Below are 17,931 nucleotides of genomic sequence, written 5' to 3'. Positions count from 1 at the left end.
CGAAGGTCCGGTCCCCGAGGGACACCGACCCGTTTCTCCCAGCCTCCACCTTCGATGCCACCGCTGGCTTCGGGGGCAGCTCCAGAGTTCTTCGGGGGGTTGCCGCCAGGAGAGTAGGGGGGAACCCTCGAAACCCCCGGTCGTCATGTGCGACGCTTGTTCGGTGAGATTCCGGCTACATATGGTGGATTGAGGTGCCTCATCCGCGTGTACCCCGCCGACTGGCCGCCTGCGCCGCCCGCCACCGCTCATGGTGCTTCAGCATCGGGGGTATAGCCACCACGGCCGGAACGGTCGCCTGCCAGTGGCCGGCATTCTCCGACAACCCGGTGGCGGCGGGCATCAACGTCTCGGTGGCGCTCGCCTTCGTCCTCACCGGAGTGCTGCTGAACGGCGAGGACGCGTTGGGCAGCGCCACCGGAGCCATGATCTTCAGTGGTCTGCTGTGGGCACTGACCTGGACCGTGGCATGGGACAAGGGTCCGTCGGCTTTCATCTCCACGTTCGCCTACACGCATTTCTGGGTCTGTCTCGGCTGGGGCGCGCTGCGATATCCGGTCGGGCGATTGCAGAGCAACCGCGAGCGCGCCCTGCTGGCAAGCGCCGTCCTCGTCATCCCGGTGGCGAACCTGGGACTGGTCGGCATCTCCGACCCGACCTGGCTCGGATATTCCCGAAATGTCTGGTGGTATGGCTCGCCGATCGACCGGGATGTCTTCGAGGAGATCATCTGGGTCCTCAACAGCCTGACCCTCGTGCTGGCCGCGGCCTTTTTTTGGGTTGTCCGCGCGCGGCTGCGCCGCTACTCCGCGCTCGACCGCCGGATCTTCGGACCGGTCGTCATCGCACTGCTGGTCGCGTTCACCCTCGCCGCCACGGTCAACATCTTCGTCTACAACCCCAGCGGAGCCTACGTCCCGCCGGCCTTCATCCTCATCGCGCTCGCGCTGCTGACCATCCCCCTGTCCTTCGCCGCGGCGGGCGTACGCCGCCAGCTCGCCCGCGCCCGCATCGCACAGCTCCTGGCGACGCTGCCGATGCCGCCGACGGTCCCGGCCGTACGAGACATCCTGCGTACGGCTCTGCACGACGACTCCGCCGAGCTCTTCCTGTGGATGCCGCAGGAGCGGCGGCAGGTCGACGCCGAAGGCGCCACGGCCACCCCGCCCCGCCCCGGAGCCAGCCGGCTGCTCGTGCCGGTGACGACCTCGTCGGGCGCGCCACTGGCGCTGATCTCCGCCGCCGCCGCCCAGGAGCGCAACCGCGACCTGGTCACGGTCGCACTGCAGGCCAGCGCCATGGCGCTGGAGAACGCCCGGCTGCACGCCGCCGTGGCCGCGCAGCTGGACGCCGTGCGCGCCTCCCGGGCCCGCATCGTGGAGGTCGGCCTGATCGAACGGCGCCGCCTCGAGCGCGATCTGCACGACGGCGTCCAGCAACGGCTGCTGGCCCTCGCCACCAGGCTGGGACTCGCCCGGACAAAGACCTCCGACCCCGATACGATCTCTGCCATCGAAGCCGCTCGCGAGGATCTGCATCATGTTCTCCAGGACCTGCGCAGTCTGGCCCGGGGAATCCACCCGGCCATGCTGAGTCAGGGTGGGCTGCTCCCAGCCCTGGAGGTGGTGGTCGAGCCCCTCCCCGTCAAGGTCGAGTTCGACATCCCGACCGTCCGGTTCGAGCCGATCCTGGAGGCCGGCGCCTACTACACGATCTGCGAGGCGCTGACGAACACGGTCAAACACGCCGGGGCGGCCCAGGTCCGGGTGACGGTCCGGTGCGTGGACGACGGCATCCTGATCGAGGTCACCGATGACGGTAAGGGCGGTGCCGTCGTGGTCGAGGGTGGCGGGCTCGCGGGTCTCGCGGACCGGGTACGTGCGCTCGGCGGCGACCTGAGCATCCTCAGCCCGTCCGGCGGCGGCACCCGACTGACGGCGAGCATCCCGTGCGGGTAGCCGTCGCGGATGACTCAGAGCTGTTCCGCGAGGGGCTGGCCATGCTGCTGGCCGCCGCGGGAGTCGAGGTCGTCGCGCAGGCCGGGACCGCGGACGAGATCATCGACCAGCTCGCCTGCGGCCGGCCCGACGCCGTCATCCTGGACATCCGGATGCCTCCGACGTTCACCGACGAAGGGCTGATAGCGGCCGAGGCGATACGTGCGGCCCATCCCGCGATGGGCGTCTTGGTGCTGTCCACGTACGCCGAGACGCCATACGCGCTGCGGCTGCTGGGCGACGGGGGCGGCGGCATCGGATATCTGCTCAAGGACCGGGTGGACGACATCACCGCGCTGCACGACGCGTTACGCAGGGTGGTCGGCGGTCGGCTCGTCGTCGACGAGGAGATCATCGCCGGCCTGTTGACCCATCGCCGGCGGGCCGGCGAACTGGAACGCCTCACCGCCAGGGAGCGGGCCGTGCTCCGGCACATGGCCGAGGGGCGATCGAACCAGGGCATCGGCGCCAAGCTCCATCTGGCGCCGAAGACCGTCGAGAACCACGTAGCCAACGTCTTCACGAAGCTACGGATGCCGGCCTCCGCGGACGACAACCGTCGGGTACTGGCCGTGCTGGCCTGGCTCCGAGCCACCGGTGGCGAGGCCGGCGGCGAGGACCACTCCTCGCTCTCCGAGTAGCGGTCCACCCGGTTGGGCGAGCCGCAGTGACCATCGAAGCGTGATTCCACCCCCGAGCGCAGCCACGGAAGACTCTGTCCCACCGGGGTGGCGCAGCCCACGTGGGACGGAGCCCCCCGATCACGGGCATGTGCAGGCACGAACGGCCAAACTTGGGAACAACCATGTGAGCCAGCGAACCGGCGTGAGCGCTCCGTACCCGGACGCGCGCCCCGACTTGGGCCAGTGCCGTCATTGCGGCACCGCCACAGCGAGAGGAGCCCGGCGTGTCCGAGCAGGTCAGCACACTGACCGTCACCGACAACCGCACCGGAAAAACATATGAGATACCGGTTACGGACGGCGCGGTACGTACGAGTGCGTTTCGCTCGATCAAAACGAGCGACGACGACTTCGGGCTGATGACGTACGACCCCGCCTTCACGAACACGGCGAGCTGTAGAAGTGCGATCACCTACATCGACGGTGACGCCGGCATCCTGCGCTACCGCGGCTATCCGATCCAGGAGCTGGCGGAGAAGAGCAGCTTCCTCGAGGTCGCCTACCTGCTCCTCGCCGGCGAGCTTCCCTCCGCCGAGGAGCTGGCGACCTGGGAAGACGAGATCACCCATCACACCCTGGTCCACGAGTCGATCAAGAAGTTCATCGACGGCTTCCACCACGACGCGCACCCGATGGGCATGCTAGTCTCCACGGTGGGTGCGCTGTCGACCTTCTACCCGGACGCCAAGACGATCGACGACCCGGGGCTGCGCCGGCTGCAGATCGTCCGCCTGATCGCCAAGATCACGACATTGGCAGCGTTCTCCTACCGGCACTCGGTCGGTTTCCCGTACGTCTACCCGGACAACGACCTGTCCTACGCCGGCAACTTCCTCAACATGATGTGGAAGGCCACCGAGCTCAAGTACGAGCCGGACCCCAACCTGGAGCACGCCCTCGACGTGCTGTTCATCCTGCACGCCGACCACGAGCAGAACTGCTCGGCCAACGCGATGCGCGCGGTCGGCAGCTCGCAGGCGGACCCGTTCTCGGCGGCCGCCGCCGCGATCTCCGCGCTCTACGGTCCGCTGCACGGTGGCGCCAACGAGCAGGTGCTGCGGATGCTCTCGGAGATCGGGTCGGTCGAGAACATCCCCGCCTTCATCGCTCAGGTGAAGGAGGGCAAGAAAAAGCTGATGGGCTTCGGCCACCGGGTCTACAAGAACTACGACCCGCGGGCCCGGGTGATCCGTCAGGTCGCCGACGAGGTCTTCAAGGTCACCGGCACGAACCCGTTCCTCGACCTGGCCATGGAGCTGGAGCGGATCGCGCTGGAGGACGAGTACTTCGTCGCGCGCAAGCTCTACCCGAACGTCGACTTCTACACCGGCATCATCTACCAGGCGATGGGCTTCCCGGTGGAGATGTTCCCGGTGCTGTTCGCCATCGGCCGGATGCCGGGATGGCTGGCACAGTGGGAAGAGGGCCTGCTCGACCCCGAGCAGAAGATCGCCCGACCGCGCCAGCTGTACATCGGCTACGACCAGCGGCCATATGTCCCGATCGACGACCGTAGCGGGGTCGTGGACAGCGGGACCGACCCGATCGCGGCCCAGGCGGCCCAGGCGGCACCGGAGCGCCCGCTGCGCTGACCGGCCGTAGCCCCCCACCGGGGCCGCGGTGTCTCCCGCGGCCCCGGCCCTTGTGGTTGCCGGCGGCTCCCGCCGGTTCCCGGCGCCTACAGGTGCTCGACCACGTAGTCGATGCTCGCGGTGAGCGCCTCGACGTCGGCCGGCTCGACCGCCGGGAAGCAGGCCACCCGCAGCTGGTTGCGGCCGAGCTTGCGGTAGGGCTCGACGTCGACGACACCGTTTGCGCGCAGCACCTTGGCCACGGCGGCGGCGTCCACCCCCTCGAAGTCGACCGTCACGACGACCTGCGAACGCGCGGCCGGGTCGGCGACGAACGGTGTCGCGTAGGAAGTCTTCTCGGCCCAGGTGTAGAGGATGGACGACGATTCCGCGGTCCTCCGCACGCACCAGTCCAGCCCGCCCTGGGCGAACATCCACTCGATCTGGTCGGCGAACAGGAACAGCGTCGCGACCGCCGGGGTGTTGTAGGTCTGGTCCTTGGAGCTGTTGTCCCGGGCCGTGGCGAGATCGAGGAACGGCGGGATCCACCGGTCCGTCGCGGCGATCTCGGCGAGCCGGTCGATCGCCGCCGGGGACACGAGCGCCGTCCACAGGCCGCCGTCGGAGGCAAAGCTCTTCTGCGGCGCGAAGTAGTAGACGTCCACCTCGCGCACATCGACCGGCAGCCCGCCGGCTCCCGAGGTGGCGTCGACCAGGTGCAGGGCGCCGTCGTCCGCACCCACCGGCCGGCGGACCGGACGGGCGACACCGGTCGAGGTCTCGTTGTGCGGGGTGGCGTAGACGTCGATGCCCGCCTCCGGCGCCCAGTCCGGATGCGTACCGGGCGGCGAGGAGATCACCGACGGCGCGGCCAGGAACGGCGCGCCCTTCGTCGTGTCGGCGAACTTGCCCCCGAACTCGCCGAAGACGAGGTGCTGGGAGCGGGTCCGGACGAGGTTGAAGGCGGCCGCGTCCCAGAAGGCGGTGGCACCGCCGATCCCGAGCACGACCTCGTAGCCCTCGGGCAGGGAGAACAGCTCGGACAGGCCTGCCCGCACCCGGCCGACCAGGCTCTTGACCGGCTTCTGCCGGTGCGAGGTGCCGAGGTAGGTCGCCCCGCTCGCGGCGAGGGCCTCGACCGCCTCAGGACGGATCTTCGACGGGCCACAGCCGAACCGGCCGTCCCGGGGACGCAGCCGGTCGGGCAGCACGATCGCGGGAGCGTCAGCCACGGCTGACCCCCGGCAGGACGTCACCGAGCGGGCGCGGAGCGGGGCCCACGTACCGCGCGGACGGGCGGATCAGCCGCCCGGTGCGTTGTTGTTCCAGGATGTGGGCACTCCAGCCGGCGGTGCGGGCACAGGTGAACATGGACGTGAACATATGGGCCGGCACCTCGGCGAAGTCCAGCACCACCGCCGACCAGAACTCGACGTTGGTCCGCAGCGGGCGATCCGGGAACCGGTTGGCCAGCTCCTCGATCGCGGCGGCCTCCAACGCCTCCGCCACCTCGTAGCGGGTCGAGCCCAGGTCACGAGCGGTCCGGCGCAGCACCCGGGCCCGCGGGTCCTCGGCGCGGTACACCCGGTGCCCGAAGCCCATCAGGCGCTCCTTACGGTCCAGGGCACGGCGGACGTAGCCGAGGGGGCCGCCGGTGCGCTCGACCTCGTCGAGCATCGCGAGCACCCGGGACGGAGCACCGCCGTGCAGCGGACCGGACAGCGCACCGACGGCGGCCGACAGCGCCGCCGAGGCGTCCGCGCCGGTCGAGGCGACCACCCGGGCGGTGAACGTCGAGGCGTTCATGCCGTGCTCGGCGGCCGAGACCCAGTAGGCGTCCACGGCCTGGACGTGCCTGGGATCCGGCTCACCACGCCAACGGATCATGAACCGCTCGGTTATCGTCCGGGCCCGGTCAACCTCCTTCTGCGGCACCGCCGGCTGACCGAGGCCCCGCGCGGACTGGGCGACGAACGACAACGCCACGACCGACGCCCGGGCAAGATCGTCCCGCGCCTGCTCCGGGGTGATGTCGATCAGCTGGCCCAGGCCCCAGTAGGGCGCGAGCATCGCGAGCGCGCTCTGCACGTCCACCCGGATGTCACCGGAGTGCACCGGGACCGGAAAGGGCTCGGCCGGCGGCAGTCCGGGCTCGAACGCCCCGTCGACCAGCAGCCCCCAGACGTGGCCGTAGTCGACCTTGCCAACAAGGTCTTCGATGTCGACGCCGCGGTAACGCAGCGCGCTACCTTCCCTGTCCGGCTCGGCGATCTCCGTCTCGAAGGCGATTACACCTTCCAGACCGGGCTTGAAATCGCTTGTTTTCTCGGCCATCGAGTCCGGATCTCCGCTTCTGTCTCTTGGTCCCACCGGTTCTGTCTCTATGGTCCTGCCGGCGGCCCGTCCGCGTCCTGCCCCGTCGGTGCTGCTTCGTGGGTGCTGCCCCGTGGGTGCTGCTCCATCCGATCCTGCCGCGAGGCATCCCACCGCGCCAGGGCGCAGGTGCCCCGCGATGCTCCATCCAACCCTGATCTGGAACCGACCGCGCACAGACCGATGCACTGGGCAACGCGAAACCCATAAAATATGACGTAAGTCACAGCATCTTTTCCATCATATTACTATTTATACGAATATGCCGAGAGCGATGAACGGAAAGTTTGGTCAACTGAGATCATTCCGCGCTACGGTCGGGCCTCGTGCCTGGAACGTCTGACCGGCGGCAGTCACGCAGCGCGAACACGATGGGAGGATCATGGCGTTCGTCTTCATCAGTCATCGCGCGGCGGACATCGCATCCGCCGAACGGTTGGGCCGGGCGATCAGCGCGGCGGGGCACGCGGTGCACCTGGACCGTTGGGAGATACGCATCGGCGACACCGTGTCCATGTTCATGAATGAGACGCTCGCTGCCGCCGACTTTCTCGTGCTCGGATACTCCACGTTGGGAATCCACGCGCCGTGGATCGTCCAGGAATGGCTACCCGCACTGGCCGATGATCTCGCCGCCCGCGGTATCATCCTGGTACCAGCATTGCTGTCGGGGTCGTCGGGCGGCGACGCGCCATATCGGCTGGCTGGCCGGCGGTGCACCGACCTTACGGTTCGCTGGGACCTCGGCGTCCGCGAGCTCCTGACCGAGCTCTCCTGACCAGGACGACGGACCCTGGCCCGGCGGGATCACCCTCGGGGCCGTCCCGCTGGCGCGCGCGGCCTGCCTGGCAGAATCGGGGCGTGGCCCCAGCCTCCGCTGCCGACGAGCCGCCGGTGGGCGGTCCGGATCCGGACGTCCCCGATTCCGCCCTGCTCCGCCAGGGCTACCGCACCGGTCATCTGGAGCCGGAGCATCTCGCGCCGACCTGGGTCGAACAGTTCGCCGCCTGGTTCACCGACGCAGCCACCCCCGGGGTAGGCGTTCCGGAGGCCAACGCGGCCGTGTTCGCGACGGCATCCGCCGCCGGGCGGCCCAGTGCCAGGACCGTGCTGCTCAAGGGGTTCGACCAGCGGGGCTTTGTGATCTACACGAACTACACCTCGCGCAAGGGCCGTGAGGCTGCCGAGAACCCCTTCGGCTCGCTGGTCTTCCCCTGGTACGCCCTCGAGCGCCAGGTCGTCGTCATCGGATCGATCGAGCGCGTGAGCCGGGCCGAGACGGAACGCTACTTCCAGTCGCGTCCGCGTGGTTCGCAGCTCGGCGCCTGGGCCAGCCACCAGTCGACGATCATCGAGTCCCGTACGGTGCTCGACGACCGCGCCGCCAAGCTCGCGGCCCGTTGGCCCGAGGGCACCCGGGTGCCGACACCGGAGTTCTGGGGTGGGTTACGCATCGTGCCGGACATCGTGGAGTTCTGGCAGGGCCGCGCGGACCGGCTGCACGACCGGCTGCGGTACCGGCGGGTGTCGGTACCGGCCGACGGCGACGGCACGGACTCCGTCGTCCCGACCGCGGCCGGAGATCTCTGGGTCATCGAACGCCTCGCCCCTTGACCGTCACGCCCCCTGACCGTCACGGCAATCGCGCATCCGCCGGCCGGCGACACACCCGGAGACACCTTATTGACTCGGCCCGGCTTAGCGGTCTTCACTGACGTCCGTTCGCCGCTCGCTGTTCATCGTTGAACCCATCGGATCCGCACTGAACGTGCCGGAACGATACTAAACGTACTGGGCCGGTGCTGAACGTGCCGGACTCGACGGACCCCATCGGACAACCACGAAACCGCGGCCGCGCCACCCAACAGTTCCGCTACGCCGGACCCGGCCTCCCGGGGACGAACGGCGCGTTGCTACCTTCTTGGCTGCAATCGCTCCTGCCCGCAATCAACGTGCTCGGCACACGTCGAGGAGACGGATTTATGCGTATCACCAGAATGCGTGCCGCGGTGGCCGGCGTTCTCGGCACGGCGACCATCGCACTGGCCTCCCCGGCGCTCGCCGAAACTCCGGAACCGTCGCCCACGGCCACAGCCACGGCCACAGCCACGGCCGTCACCCAGCCGAGCCCGTCCCCCCTCGTCGCCGACGCCCCGACGGTGACACCGAAGACAGAGCCGTTGGCCGGCGTGGACCCGACGGTCGGGCCGACCGGGCCGGCCGGCCCGACCGCCACTCCGAGCCTCGATCCGAGCGCCACGCCGAGTGCCACGCCCACCGACGCCGCGGCCCTGATTCCGGGCGCGACGGCGGACGCGACGTCCTCCGCGAGCCCGACCAACGGCACCGGCAACCCGACACTCGACAGTTTCCTCGACCTGCTGCCCTTCGAGGTCCCGCTGGACAAGCAGATCAACAGCATCGACGACATGGACGTCAACCCGTTGTTCCTCACCTTCACCTGCGACGGCTCCGTCCCCTCCTGGAAACTGAAGAACACCGCGGACAAGGCCTTTGGATTCGGCTGGTTCGACACCAGCCTGCACGGCGGGATTCTGGACATCGGGCCGAAGCAGACCGTTGACGTCCCCTCGAAGGCGCTCGCGGTAATCGGCTCCCCTTGGGACGCCAAGACCAAGGTTCTGCTCGTGACCGTGCCGACGGTCGGTGTCTCCAACTGCACGGGCGGGTCGGCCCCGCTGCCGCTCGCACCGCCCGCTCCGCTACCCGTCGCGGTGCCCGCCGCCACGAGCGCCGTCCCGGCCGATCCGCACTACACGCGATGAGCTCCGGACCTGGTCCCAGGATGGCCGCGGGCGCCCTCGCGGCCATCCTGGGTGGCGTCGTGCTGACCAGCTGCGGCAACGGCGCCAGGAACGCCTCCACCGATCTCTCCCCGCAGGTGCGCAACCAGCTCGCCGCCGTCGCCGGGCTCGGCCAGGGAAAGAGCACCGTGGTCACGGCCGTGGGTGCCAGCGTCGACGTCTACAGCGCCCCGACCGACACCCAACCCTCCTCCACGCTGGCCAGTCCGAATGAGAACGGCGTCAAGCGGGTCTTCCTCGTCCAGGCCAAGCTGTCGGGATGGTGGCAGGTACTGCTGCCGGTGCAGCCGAACGGCAGCACCGGCTGGTTGAAGGCGGACCAGGTCACCGCGTCCGAGACGTCGTACCGGCTGGTTGTCTCCCGCGGCAGGCACCGACTCCATGTGTTCAGCAACGGGACACAGATCGCCGAGGAGCCGGTGGGGATCGGCACCGCCGACACCCCGACGCCGGGCGGGCGCTTCTATCTCATGGAGCTGCTCAAGCCGCGTGACCCGAACGGTCCGTACGGGCCGTATGCCTTCGGGCTTAACGGCTTCTCGACATCACTCAGCTCGTTCGGCGGCCACAAGCCGGTCATCGGCATGTACGGGACGAACGAGCCAAAGCTCATCGGCAAGGACGTCAGCCACGGATGCATCCGCCTGAGCAACGACGCGATCACCAGACTCGCCCAGACCGTTCCCCTCGGTACACCGATCGACATCATCGCCTAGAAGAAGATCGGTAACGAGGCCCTTCCCGGCGGAGGATCGCCGGGGCCCGGGTGGGCTATGCATCCACCGAGGCGGACGGGCCCATGGCGGGACGGGCCGCCACGGCGATCCGCAGATCGTCGACGAATCCGGCGTAGACCTCGTCACGGCGGGCGGGATCTGCCCGTAGCACCGCACTGGGATGCAGCGTGGCGAGCAGCTGAGCCCCGGAGCCGGCCGGCCCGGGGAGCAGCCGGCCACGCATCTTCGTCACCCGGAACGACGGTCCGCGCAGCGACATACCGGCCGTAGCCCCCAGGATCACGACGATCGCCGGCCGAACGAGGTTGAGCTCCGCGGATAGCCAGGGACGGCACGCGGTGACATGCCGCGGGTCCGGCGTCTGGTGGATCCGCCGCGGGCCGTTGCCGGTGCGATACCGGAAGTGCTTGACGGCGTTCGTCATGTACACCTCGGCACGGTCGAGTCCCACCTCGCCGAGGGCCCGGTCGAGCAGCTTGCCGGCGGGGCCCACGAACGGCACACCCCGCCGGTCCTCGATGTCGCCCGGCTGCTCGCCGACGAGGGCGAGCCAGCCGTGCGCGGGGCCGACCCCGAAGACCGTGCGGGTGCCGGGCAGCTGCGCGAGGTCGCATCCCTGGCAGTCGGCGGCCGCCGCCGCCAGGGTCGGCAGGTCCGCCCGTGGTGGTATGTGTACGGGCTGCATGCTCATCCACCGATTCAACCGGACGGGCCCTCGCCCGTCCGCACGAGCCGCACGAGCCCTGGGAGACCCGGCGTGCCGGGACCCCGGTGCCGGGGGTGCGGGGCGATGCGTGGTGCGGGGCGATGCGTGGCGCGCCGTGCGTGAGCTGCCCTCCACATCCCACGCCGACGCAACCACCTCCGGCGGAGCCCGCCACTTCTCCGCCGGTCTTCGAGCGGGGGATCCTGCCCACGCATCCCCCTGTCCAGGATCAAGGGTGGCCAATCCACGGGACCACCCCGCAAAATAGCGGCGTGTCATCATTCAACTACACAGCGTTTGCTATTGTGCTGTACGGGTGACGCTTGCCGTGGAGTGGGATCGGGACTTCTCCGACGAATGGTCGCAAATCGCCGCGACAGCTCCGAAAGTAGGCCTCTTCCTCGCGATCTGTCTGCTCGGTTGGCTGTTGGTCCGGGCGGGTACGCGCCTCGTCACCCGGTTCACCGAACGCGCCGGCCTGGATCGGATCATCGATCGCGCCGGCCTGCCGCGGCTATTGCACCAGCCGGCCCAGAGCGTGCGGGCGAGCGGGCTCCGGGTGCTCATGGGCATCGGCCTGCTCGGCGTGCTGCGGATCGCGCTGGGGGTCTTCGGACCGAACACGGCCGAGGACACCGTGACCGATCTACTCGCTCTGCTGCTCCGCACCCTGCTCGCGACGCTGGTCATCATGATCGGGGTCGGCCTCGCCCGGGTCGTCCGGACCTTTGTCACGGAGGCACTACGCGACCTCGCGTACGGACGGGCGGCCGGCAACATCGTGGCCACCGTGCTCGTAGTCGCCTTCGGCAAAACGGGGTTGGACGAGGTGGGACTCGCGACGTCGGTCACCACACCGGTCCTCTGGGCGATCCTGGCCTCCCTCACCGGTGTGATCGTCGTCGGCGTGGGAGGCGGCCTCATTCGACCCATGCAGATCCGATGGGAGGAGATCCTCGAACACGTCGAGGACACCGCCGCCGAGGCTCGGGCGAAGTGGCACGATCGCCGCCCCACCACCTCCCCGGCACACGCGCCGGAACGGCCGCTGCCACCGCCGGCCGTCGCCTCGCCCCGACCCCCGATCCCGCCACCGGGCGAGGGGCCACTGTCCAAAACCGGCTCCTCCGAACGGCCTCCACCGTCTGCGGTGGACGAGCCCCCGCCGCCCGCCGGCCGACCGCTTCCGGGGGGACCCACGTAACGCGTGGTCCGTCCCCCACATCCCGGTCGCCGTCGGCCGGTGGGTGTGCGTTCGGCGAACTGCGGCGCGTTCGGGCCTCAGGTGGGGCACTCTGGGAGAGGACGGACGGTAAAAGTCGGTCGCTGACCTCGACCACGCATATCGCCCTGACCCGGACACCTGACCCAGCCAGGGGACCCTGCCAGATCGGTCCGCAGGTGGCCGATCCTCACGGCGGAAACCTCATCAACGTCACGAGTGGCGAGCGGAGGGACATCTCGGTGGACGAGCTCTCGGATATGGAGCGATCCCGACTGCTCCTCGGCTGGCTGGCGGCGCGGCGTGCCGTGGACAACTGTCTGTCGGACCTGCTCGCCGCCGGTCCCGCCGGGGAGCGGCGGGTACGCGAGTCACTCGCTCTCGTGGGCGATCTGGAAAGCCGTGCCCAGGAGGCGTTCGACCGTTACCGCACGGCCGCGGAGAACACGGAGACACGATCATCGGGCCGCTGGGTGCCTTCCGACGCGGATCGTCCCAGACTCAATGTGGTCCGCACCCCCGAGGGCGATCTCGCTCGTAGTAGTTCGAACACGAAGAGCAATCATCGACACCGGTGACGCCCGGGGCGCTGGACGCGCGTCAGAATGGCCCTCGTGCCGGCCGTCCGTCGCCGCCGCGTCGCCGCGGTCTGGCTCCTCACCCTCCTGGTTCCCCTTCTGCTGACGACGTCCGGCTGCGGCGTGCTGGAGGGTCCCCGACGTGGTCATGTAGTCCTGGCCGCCACCCCGGCGCCCACCACGGGTCCCGATGCATTCGAACGCTCCGGACGGGGCGCCCGCATCCGGATGACCCTGCCCCCGTCCGACGCTCCGAAGCCCTATCCCCTGCTCGTGGCGCTGCACAGCCTGCACTACGACGGCGCGGACCCCAAGCAGCACTGGGACCTGGACAACCTCGCCCGTGCCGCCGGCCTCGCCGTCGTGTACCCGGACGGCCTCAACAGGGCATGGAACGCTGGAACCTGCTGCGACACCGCCGTGATCAACCATACCGATGACGTCGGCTGGCTACGCGCGTTGATCGCGCATCTCAGCGAGCACTACCCGATCGACCGGAACAGGGTCAGCCTGATCGGTCTGTCCAACGGCGGCATGCTGGCCTACCGGTACGCCTGCGAACACGGGGACGAACTCGCGGGCATCGCCGTCGTGGCGGCCAGCCGTCAGGTGTCGGACTGCCGTCCGGGCGCCCCGCTGACCGTCGTGGTCGTCCACGGCGGGGCGGACGGCCATGTGCCCTACCAGGGGACCCTCTGGTCGCCGGTGCTGCGGACCGCGATCACGCCGGTCGAGGAGAGCATGATCCCGTTCCGGTCGGTGGATCGCTGCCCCGTCCCGAGCCGGCCTACGGACACTGTCCTCACGGATTCGACCGGCATGCCATGGCACGCCCCGGTGGCATCACAGTCCGCGCTGAGCGTTGGAACGGACGCGGACGTGGCCGCGCCCGTCGCCGTGCCCCCGGTGCCCCCGGCAAGCGGGCCGGCGCACCCTGCAAACGCGCTGGTGAACGCCGCCCCGCGGGTCCTGATGCCGAGCGCCGTCCCGGGTGTGCCCGCGAATTCGACCACGGTGACGTCACCGGCCGTCGCCCTGCGCAAGGAGACCCCCTGTGCCTCCTCGGCCCGGGTCGTGCAGTTCCTGCTGCCCGCCCTGGCCCACGGCTGGCCGGCCGTCTCCGGACCGGCCGCCTTCGCCACGGGCAGGGTGATCTGGAATCTGCTGGCTCCGGCCCGTTCCGCGCGGCCTGGCCCGCGGATGTGACCCGCGACGGCCAGCCGGCAGGGACGGATCAGGCCGGCGCGAACACGGATCAGGCCGGCGCGAACGAGGACCGCAGCGCGCCCATCAGCGTATTGAGCGACGCCAGGACGTCGGTCGACACTCGCGCGATGAGCACGTACACGGCACCGGACACCGACACCGTGCGCATGAGGTAGGAGACCCGCTGCCCCTCCCGGTCGTACGAGCCGACGAGTTCCTGGGTGGGCTGACCGCTGATATCCGTCGCCGGGCCGGAACGGTCCCTGGTCAGACCGGGGACCGTGTTGAACTCGGCGGACTGGACCTGCGTGATCGCTGCCACCGGATCCTGCACCGCGACCCGGGCCACCCCGATCATCTGCGGTCCGTACTCCGAGACGGTGCCGGGCCCGCCATAAAAGATGCCGGTGTTGTCGCGCCGCTGCTTCCACACCGGTGGGTGGGAGAAGGTGGCCTTCTGCACAGTGTCGGTGAACGAGGTCCAGTCCGCCGGCACCGCGATCTGGCCCGCGGCCGCCTGACCGCCAGCTGCCTGACCGCCGGCTGCCCCCGTGCTCGGGCTAGGCGCGGCCGCTGCGGGACCGCCGGACGATACTGCCGTCGGCGCCGGGGCCGCATTGGTGGCGGTCCGGCCGCTGGGCCGGACCTTCTCCCAGACGGCACCGGCCCCGACGCCCACCCCAAGTGCCACGGCCAGCACCACCAGGGCCACCCCGACCCGATGCAGGAAGGGCATGGTGTCGGAATCACGATCTCCCTGCCGGGAATCGCGAGCGTCGTCCTCGTCGGGGAAATCGACTGTGCCCGCGGCGGAGGTCAGGCTCCCTGAGCGACGCGCCGCGACCCGCTGGTCGGCGCCGAACCGCACCGGACTCGGCCGGCTCCGCCCCCCGCCCGGCGGGTAAGCCTCGAGTCGGTCGGGTCGACCGGACCGATCAGGCCGACCGGGATCGGTGCGATCGGCACGGCGCCGGTCGAGTCCGAGGTCGTCGCCGGCATCCCTGCCGTAGGGCGTCCGCAGGCCTGTTCCACCGTCCCTCATTCCGGCGCCGCCGGTCGACGGACCGCCTGTAGGGGCACCGTCGGCCCGACGTGTCGGCATCGCCGTCTTGGCCCGCGGCAGACCGCCCTCATTCTGCCGATCCGGTCCACCTCGTGGATCCGACCTTCCATCGGAAGCCCATTCGGGTGGTTGACGCCCGGGTGCGGGTGCGGGAGCGGAACCAGGAACGACTCGGGACCGCCGGCCCTCGGTCCGAGCGGTCCGAGCGGGCGGGACGAGCGTCCGGCGCATCGAGGTGCCGGTGGACGGCGAATCGGTATCCTCGGGCTGTATCGAACTGCCCTGATATGGATTGCCGTGGCCGGGATTGCCGTGGCTCGCCGGTACCGGGTGGTAGGGCCCGGTCACCGGTCCAGCGGCGTCATATGACCCGGTCGGAGGGCCGTAGCCGCTATGCTGCGGGCGCGGATCCGGCCCTGCTGGCTGATACGGCTCCATCGAGGGACCGCTACCGCCCCCCTGATAGTAGGGAGACTGCCGGTCGTCGTCCCACTCGGTCCGTCGCACACCGTCCGTCACCAGACGACCTCCGATCCCGAGCTCCGCTTGCGTCCGCCCGTCCCACCGCTGTACCACGGCGTTGCGTCGACGTTGCGCGAGCTTAGTTGACAGTAGCCCCCCGAAGGCGTAGAGGGATCGGCCAGGTACCTCGCCGGTCACCCACTGATCTGCACCGATATCCTCCCATGTCATCAGGCACATATTTCAGGGGGGACGCCGCATGAAGGGCTTCAGGCAGTTCCTGATGCGAGGGAACGTCGTCGACCTGGCGGTCGCGGTCGTGGTCGGTACCGCCTTCACCGCAGTGGTGACGTCGCTGGTGAAGACCATCTTCACCCCGCTGATCGCCGCGATCTTCGGCAAACCCGACTTCTCGGCCCTCACCTTCACCATCAACGGCAGCATGTTTCGGTACGGCGAGTTCATCAACAGTGTCATCGCATTCCTCTCAGTCGCTACAGTGATCTACTTCGTAGTAGTACTCCCCCTGACCACCATCAACGAGCGGCGGACGCGGGGGCAGGTCCCGCCGGAGGAGGACCCAGTACTCACCGACGAGGCACGCCTGCTCACGGAAATCCGTGATCTACTGGCGGAACACCGTCCCACCGGCTGACCCAGCCGACCCGGGCCGACCCAGCGCGGCTCCACACCGGATCGCTTACCCGAACGTTGGTCGGCATTCAGGAATCGCTCAGGCTTTCAAGGGAAAGTGCCTACCATGACACCGCGTCTCCCCTTCAGCAGTAGCGCCGAGGACGCCCCCAGGGGCGGCGGCAAGGAGGGGTCCGGCGCCGGGCATGACTCCCCCCCCTCCCCTTGGGCTCCGTCCATCGGCGGCGCGGCCGGGACACGAGCCGGCCAAGCTCACCCGGCTGGTCCCGCCAGCTCCGAACCCGGCCTCCCGGCGGGCCCGCCTTCCCGTCCGCCCGGCTCGCCGTACAGCCAACCGCCGACGCTGGGGCCATCCTCCGGCCAGCATCCTCAGTATCCGAATCCCCATCCCCCGCATGGGGATCCTCGTCCGTATCCGGATTCTCCGTACCCGGCCGGGCCGTCCCAGGCCAGCCAGCCGCAGGCCGCGCTCTCCGCGGGAAGCCCGCCTCCGACGGCGTCGCCCGGCGGCCCGTGGGGACCGCCTTCAGGTCCGCCACCCGGTGGTCCCGCTGCCCCGAGAGCCGTGAATGGCGCGGCCGGCCCCGCGGGACCTCCCGCGGGCCCCCCGACCGGAGGGTATTCCTGGGGACCGCCATGGAGTTCTCCGAGCGGCGCCGGCTCGCCACCCACCCAGGACCTCTACGGCAACGAGACAACCATGGCCGCCTCGCCCCCTTGGCGCCGACGGCGGCTCGTCGCCGCCGGACTCGCCATCGCCCTGGTCTCGGCCGGTGTGGGTGGCGGTGTCGGAGCGATGGTCGCCGACAACAACGGGGGGCAGACCATCGTCACATCCGCCGGTCTGCACAACACCGTGGACAGTTCCGGTGGAACGTCGCCCGCAGCCGTGAACACTGTGTCGGCCGCGGCGCAGAAGATCCTGCCGAGTGTCGTGACAATCTCCGAGGAATCGAGCAGCGAGTCGGGCACCGGCTCCGGCACCATCATCCGTTCGGACGGGCATATCCTGACGAACAACCATGTGGTCTCGGGTGCCGCGAATGGCGGCTCGCTGACGGTCACCCTGCAGGACGGTCGTACTTTCGATGCGCAGGTCGTAGGCACGGATCCGAGCTCGGACCTCGCGGTGATCAAAATCAATGCCACCGGTCTCACGGCGGCCACGTTCGGCAATTCCGACCCGCTGAGCATCGGGGAACTGGTGGTAGCGGTCGGCAGCCCGCTCGGGCTGAACGGCACGGTCACGTCCGGCATCGTCAGTGCCGTGCATCGCCCGGTGCGCACCGGGGATTCAACCGTGCGGGATCAGCAGAACACCGTGCTCGACGCAATCCAGACCGACGCATCAATCAACCCCGGTAACTCCGGTGGTCCGCTGGTCAACAGTCGCGGCGAGATCATCGGCGTGAACAGCGCGATCGCGACCGTGGGTGGTGGAAGTCCCTTCGGTGGCGGCCAGCAGTCCGGCAACATCGGCGTCGGTTTCGCTATTCCGGGCAACTATGCCGGGTCGGTGGCCACCGAGTTGATCTCTACGGGCAGCGCCCGACACCCGTACCTGGGCGTCAGCGCCTCCACCTCGGAGGAGAACACCCGCTCCACCGCCTCCAGCGGCAACGGTGCAAAGATCCGCTCCATGGTTCCGGGTGGACCCGCCGAAAAGGCCGGCCTTCGCGCCGACGACGTCATCACGAAGGTCGGCAACCGTGCTGTCAACGACGTCGACTCCCTCATCGCGGCGGTCCGGTCCCACGCCATCGGCGACGAGGTGGAAGTGACCTATACCCGTGATGGACAGAGCGGCACCGTCAAGGCCCGGCTCGCCCAACAACCACCGGCATCCTGAGCTAT

16 protein-coding genes are annotated in these 17,931 nt (G+C 69.5%); 12 read left to right on the top strand and 4 right to left on the bottom strand.

Annotation, left to right across the window (positions count from 1 at the left end):
- Window positions 1-194 precede the first annotated feature (194 nt).
- The 3 genes from AC08OU_RS08160 (at window position 195) to AC08OU_RS08150 (ending at window position 4,272) form a co-directional block, all read left to right on the top strand.
- Window positions 195-1,958 (top strand): sensor histidine kinase, encoded by a 1,764-nt coding sequence (locus tag AC08OU_RS08160; protein WP_476599982.1) that lies wholly within the window; start codon window positions 195-197, stop codon window positions 1,956-1,958.
- Complete coding sequence (locus tag AC08OU_RS08155; protein ID WP_476599980.1) at window positions 1,949-2,638, top strand: response regulator transcription factor; 690 nt, start codon at window positions 1,949-1,951, stop codon at window positions 2,636-2,638. The genes AC08OU_RS08160 and AC08OU_RS08155 overlap by 10 nt, the downstream gene beginning before the upstream one ends.
- Before the next feature lie 266 nt (window positions 2,639-2,904).
- On the top strand, window positions 2,905-4,272 hold the full coding sequence (locus tag AC08OU_RS08150; protein WP_476599978.1) for a citrate synthase: 1,368 nt from the start codon (window positions 2,905-2,907) through the stop codon (window positions 4,270-4,272).
- 86 nt (window positions 4,273-4,358) lie between these two features.
- Here AC08OU_RS08150 and serC read toward each other — a convergent pair whose 3' ends face one another.
- Together serC and AC08OU_RS08140 are read right to left on the bottom strand one after the other, a co-directional pair.
- Window positions 4,359-5,483, bottom strand: a complete 1,125-nt coding sequence (serC, locus tag AC08OU_RS08145) for a phosphoserine transaminase (RefSeq protein WP_476599977.1) — start codon at window positions 5,481-5,483, stop codon at window positions 4,359-4,361.
- Complete coding sequence (locus tag AC08OU_RS08140; protein WP_462187413.1) at window positions 5,476-6,585, bottom strand: citrate synthase 2; 1,110 nt, start codon at window positions 6,583-6,585, stop codon at window positions 5,476-5,478. The genes serC and AC08OU_RS08140 overlap by 8 nt, the downstream gene beginning before the upstream one ends.
- Before the next feature lie 421 nt (window positions 6,586-7,006).
- On the opposite strand from AC08OU_RS08140, the gene AC08OU_RS08135 reads away from it, so the two are divergent.
- The 4 genes from AC08OU_RS08135 to AC08OU_RS08120 all read left to right on the top strand — a co-directional run bounded on the left by AC08OU_RS08135 (window position 7,007) and on the right by AC08OU_RS08120 (window position 10,165).
- Window positions 7,007-7,402, top strand: coding sequence for a toll/interleukin-1 receptor domain-containing protein (locus AC08OU_RS08135; RefSeq protein ID WP_476599971.1), 396 nt, complete (start codon window positions 7,007-7,009; stop codon window positions 7,400-7,402).
- An 83-nt stretch (window positions 7,403-7,485) separates the two neighbouring features.
- Window positions 7,486-8,238: a pyridoxamine 5'-phosphate oxidase gene (gene pdxH, locus AC08OU_RS08130; RefSeq protein WP_476599969.1), complete on the top strand. Its 753-nt coding sequence runs from the start codon at window positions 7,486-7,488 to the stop codon at window positions 8,236-8,238.
- Between the two features lie 368 nt (window positions 8,239-8,606).
- Window positions 8,607-9,410 (top strand): hypothetical protein, encoded by an 804-nt coding sequence (locus tag AC08OU_RS08125; RefSeq protein WP_476599967.1) that lies wholly within the window; start codon window positions 8,607-8,609, stop codon window positions 9,408-9,410.
- A 20-nt stretch (window positions 9,411-9,430) separates the two neighbouring features.
- The gene (locus tag AC08OU_RS08120; protein WP_476599965.1) at window positions 9,431-10,165 is read left to right on the top strand and encodes a L,D-transpeptidase; all 735 of its coding nucleotides are present in this window, start codon (window positions 9,431-9,433) and stop codon (window positions 10,163-10,165) included.
- Window positions 10,166-10,220: 55 nt separating this feature from the next.
- Here the strand turns inward: AC08OU_RS08120 and AC08OU_RS08115 are convergent, their stop codons facing one another.
- Window positions 10,221-10,877: a UdgX family uracil-DNA binding protein gene (locus tag AC08OU_RS08115; protein WP_476604589.1), complete on the bottom strand. Its 657-nt coding sequence runs from the start codon at window positions 10,875-10,877 to the stop codon at window positions 10,221-10,223.
- A gap of 331 nt (window positions 10,878-11,208) precedes the next feature.
- On the opposite strand from AC08OU_RS08115, the gene AC08OU_RS08110 reads away from it, so the two are divergent.
- From AC08OU_RS08110 to AC08OU_RS08100, 3 genes are all read left to right on the top strand, one after another.
- Window positions 11,209-12,096, top strand: a complete 888-nt coding sequence (locus AC08OU_RS08110) for a membrane protein (protein WP_476599961.1) — start codon at window positions 11,209-11,211, stop codon at window positions 12,094-12,096.
- 197 nt (window positions 12,097-12,293) lie between these two features.
- Window positions 12,294-12,692, top strand: coding sequence for a hypothetical protein (locus AC08OU_RS08105; protein ID WP_462187418.1), 399 nt, complete (start codon window positions 12,294-12,296; stop codon window positions 12,690-12,692).
- Window positions 12,693-12,719: 27 nt separating this feature from the next.
- On the top strand, window positions 12,720-13,898 hold the full coding sequence (locus AC08OU_RS08100) for a CE1 family esterase (protein WP_476599959.1): 1,179 nt from the start codon (window positions 12,720-12,722) through the stop codon (window positions 13,896-13,898).
- A 49-nt stretch (window positions 13,899-13,947) separates the two neighbouring features.
- Here the strand turns inward: AC08OU_RS08100 and AC08OU_RS08095 are convergent, their stop codons facing one another.
- The gene (locus AC08OU_RS08095) at window positions 13,948-14,766 is read right to left on the bottom strand and encodes a hypothetical protein (protein WP_476599957.1); all 819 of its coding nucleotides are present in this window, start codon (window positions 14,764-14,766) and stop codon (window positions 13,948-13,950) included.
- Between the two features lie 916 nt (window positions 14,767-15,682).
- Between AC08OU_RS08095 and mscL the strand changes: the two genes are divergently transcribed.
- Window positions 15,683-16,078, top strand: coding sequence for a large conductance mechanosensitive channel protein MscL (gene mscL, locus AC08OU_RS08090; RefSeq protein ID WP_476599955.1), 396 nt, complete (start codon window positions 15,683-15,685; stop codon window positions 16,076-16,078).
- An 897-nt stretch (window positions 16,079-16,975) separates the two neighbouring features.
- Window positions 16,976-17,926, top strand: coding sequence for a S1C family serine protease (locus tag AC08OU_RS08085; protein WP_462187421.1), 951 nt, complete (start codon window positions 16,976-16,978; stop codon window positions 17,924-17,926).
- The last annotated feature ends 5 nt before the right edge of the window (window positions 17,927-17,931 follow it).

The sequence above is a fragment of the Frankia sp. CcMO1 genome (assembly GCF_977945845.1).
This window is presented reverse-complemented; position numbering and strand designations above follow the sequence as displayed.

Excerpts from the sequence above, each read along its gene's own strand:
- AC08OU_RS08120 (WP_476599965.1), top strand. The coding sequence starts at position 9,431 with ATGGCCGCGGGCGCCCTCGCGGCCATCCTGGGTGGCGTCGTGCTGACC.
- AC08OU_RS08125 (WP_476599967.1), top strand. The coding sequence starts at position 8,607 with ATGCGTATCACCAGAATGCGTGCCGCGGTGGCCGGCGTTCTCGGCACG.
- AC08OU_RS08115 (WP_476604589.1), bottom strand. The coding sequence starts at position 10,877 with ATGAGCATGCAGCCCGTACACATACCACCACGGGCGGACCTGCCGACC.
- AC08OU_RS08140 (WP_462187413.1), bottom strand. The coding sequence starts at position 6,585 with ATGGCCGAGAAAACAAGCGATTTCAAGCCCGGTCTGGAAGGTGTAATC.
- mscL (WP_476599955.1), top strand. The coding sequence starts at position 15,683 with ATGAAGGGCTTCAGGCAGTTCCTGATGCGAGGGAACGTCGTCGACCTG.
- AC08OU_RS08100 (WP_476599959.1), top strand. The coding sequence starts at position 12,720 with ATGGCCCTCGTGCCGGCCGTCCGTCGCCGCCGCGTCGCCGCGGTCTGG.
- AC08OU_RS08135 (WP_476599971.1), top strand. The coding sequence starts at position 7,007 with ATGGCGTTCGTCTTCATCAGTCATCGCGCGGCGGACATCGCATCCGCC.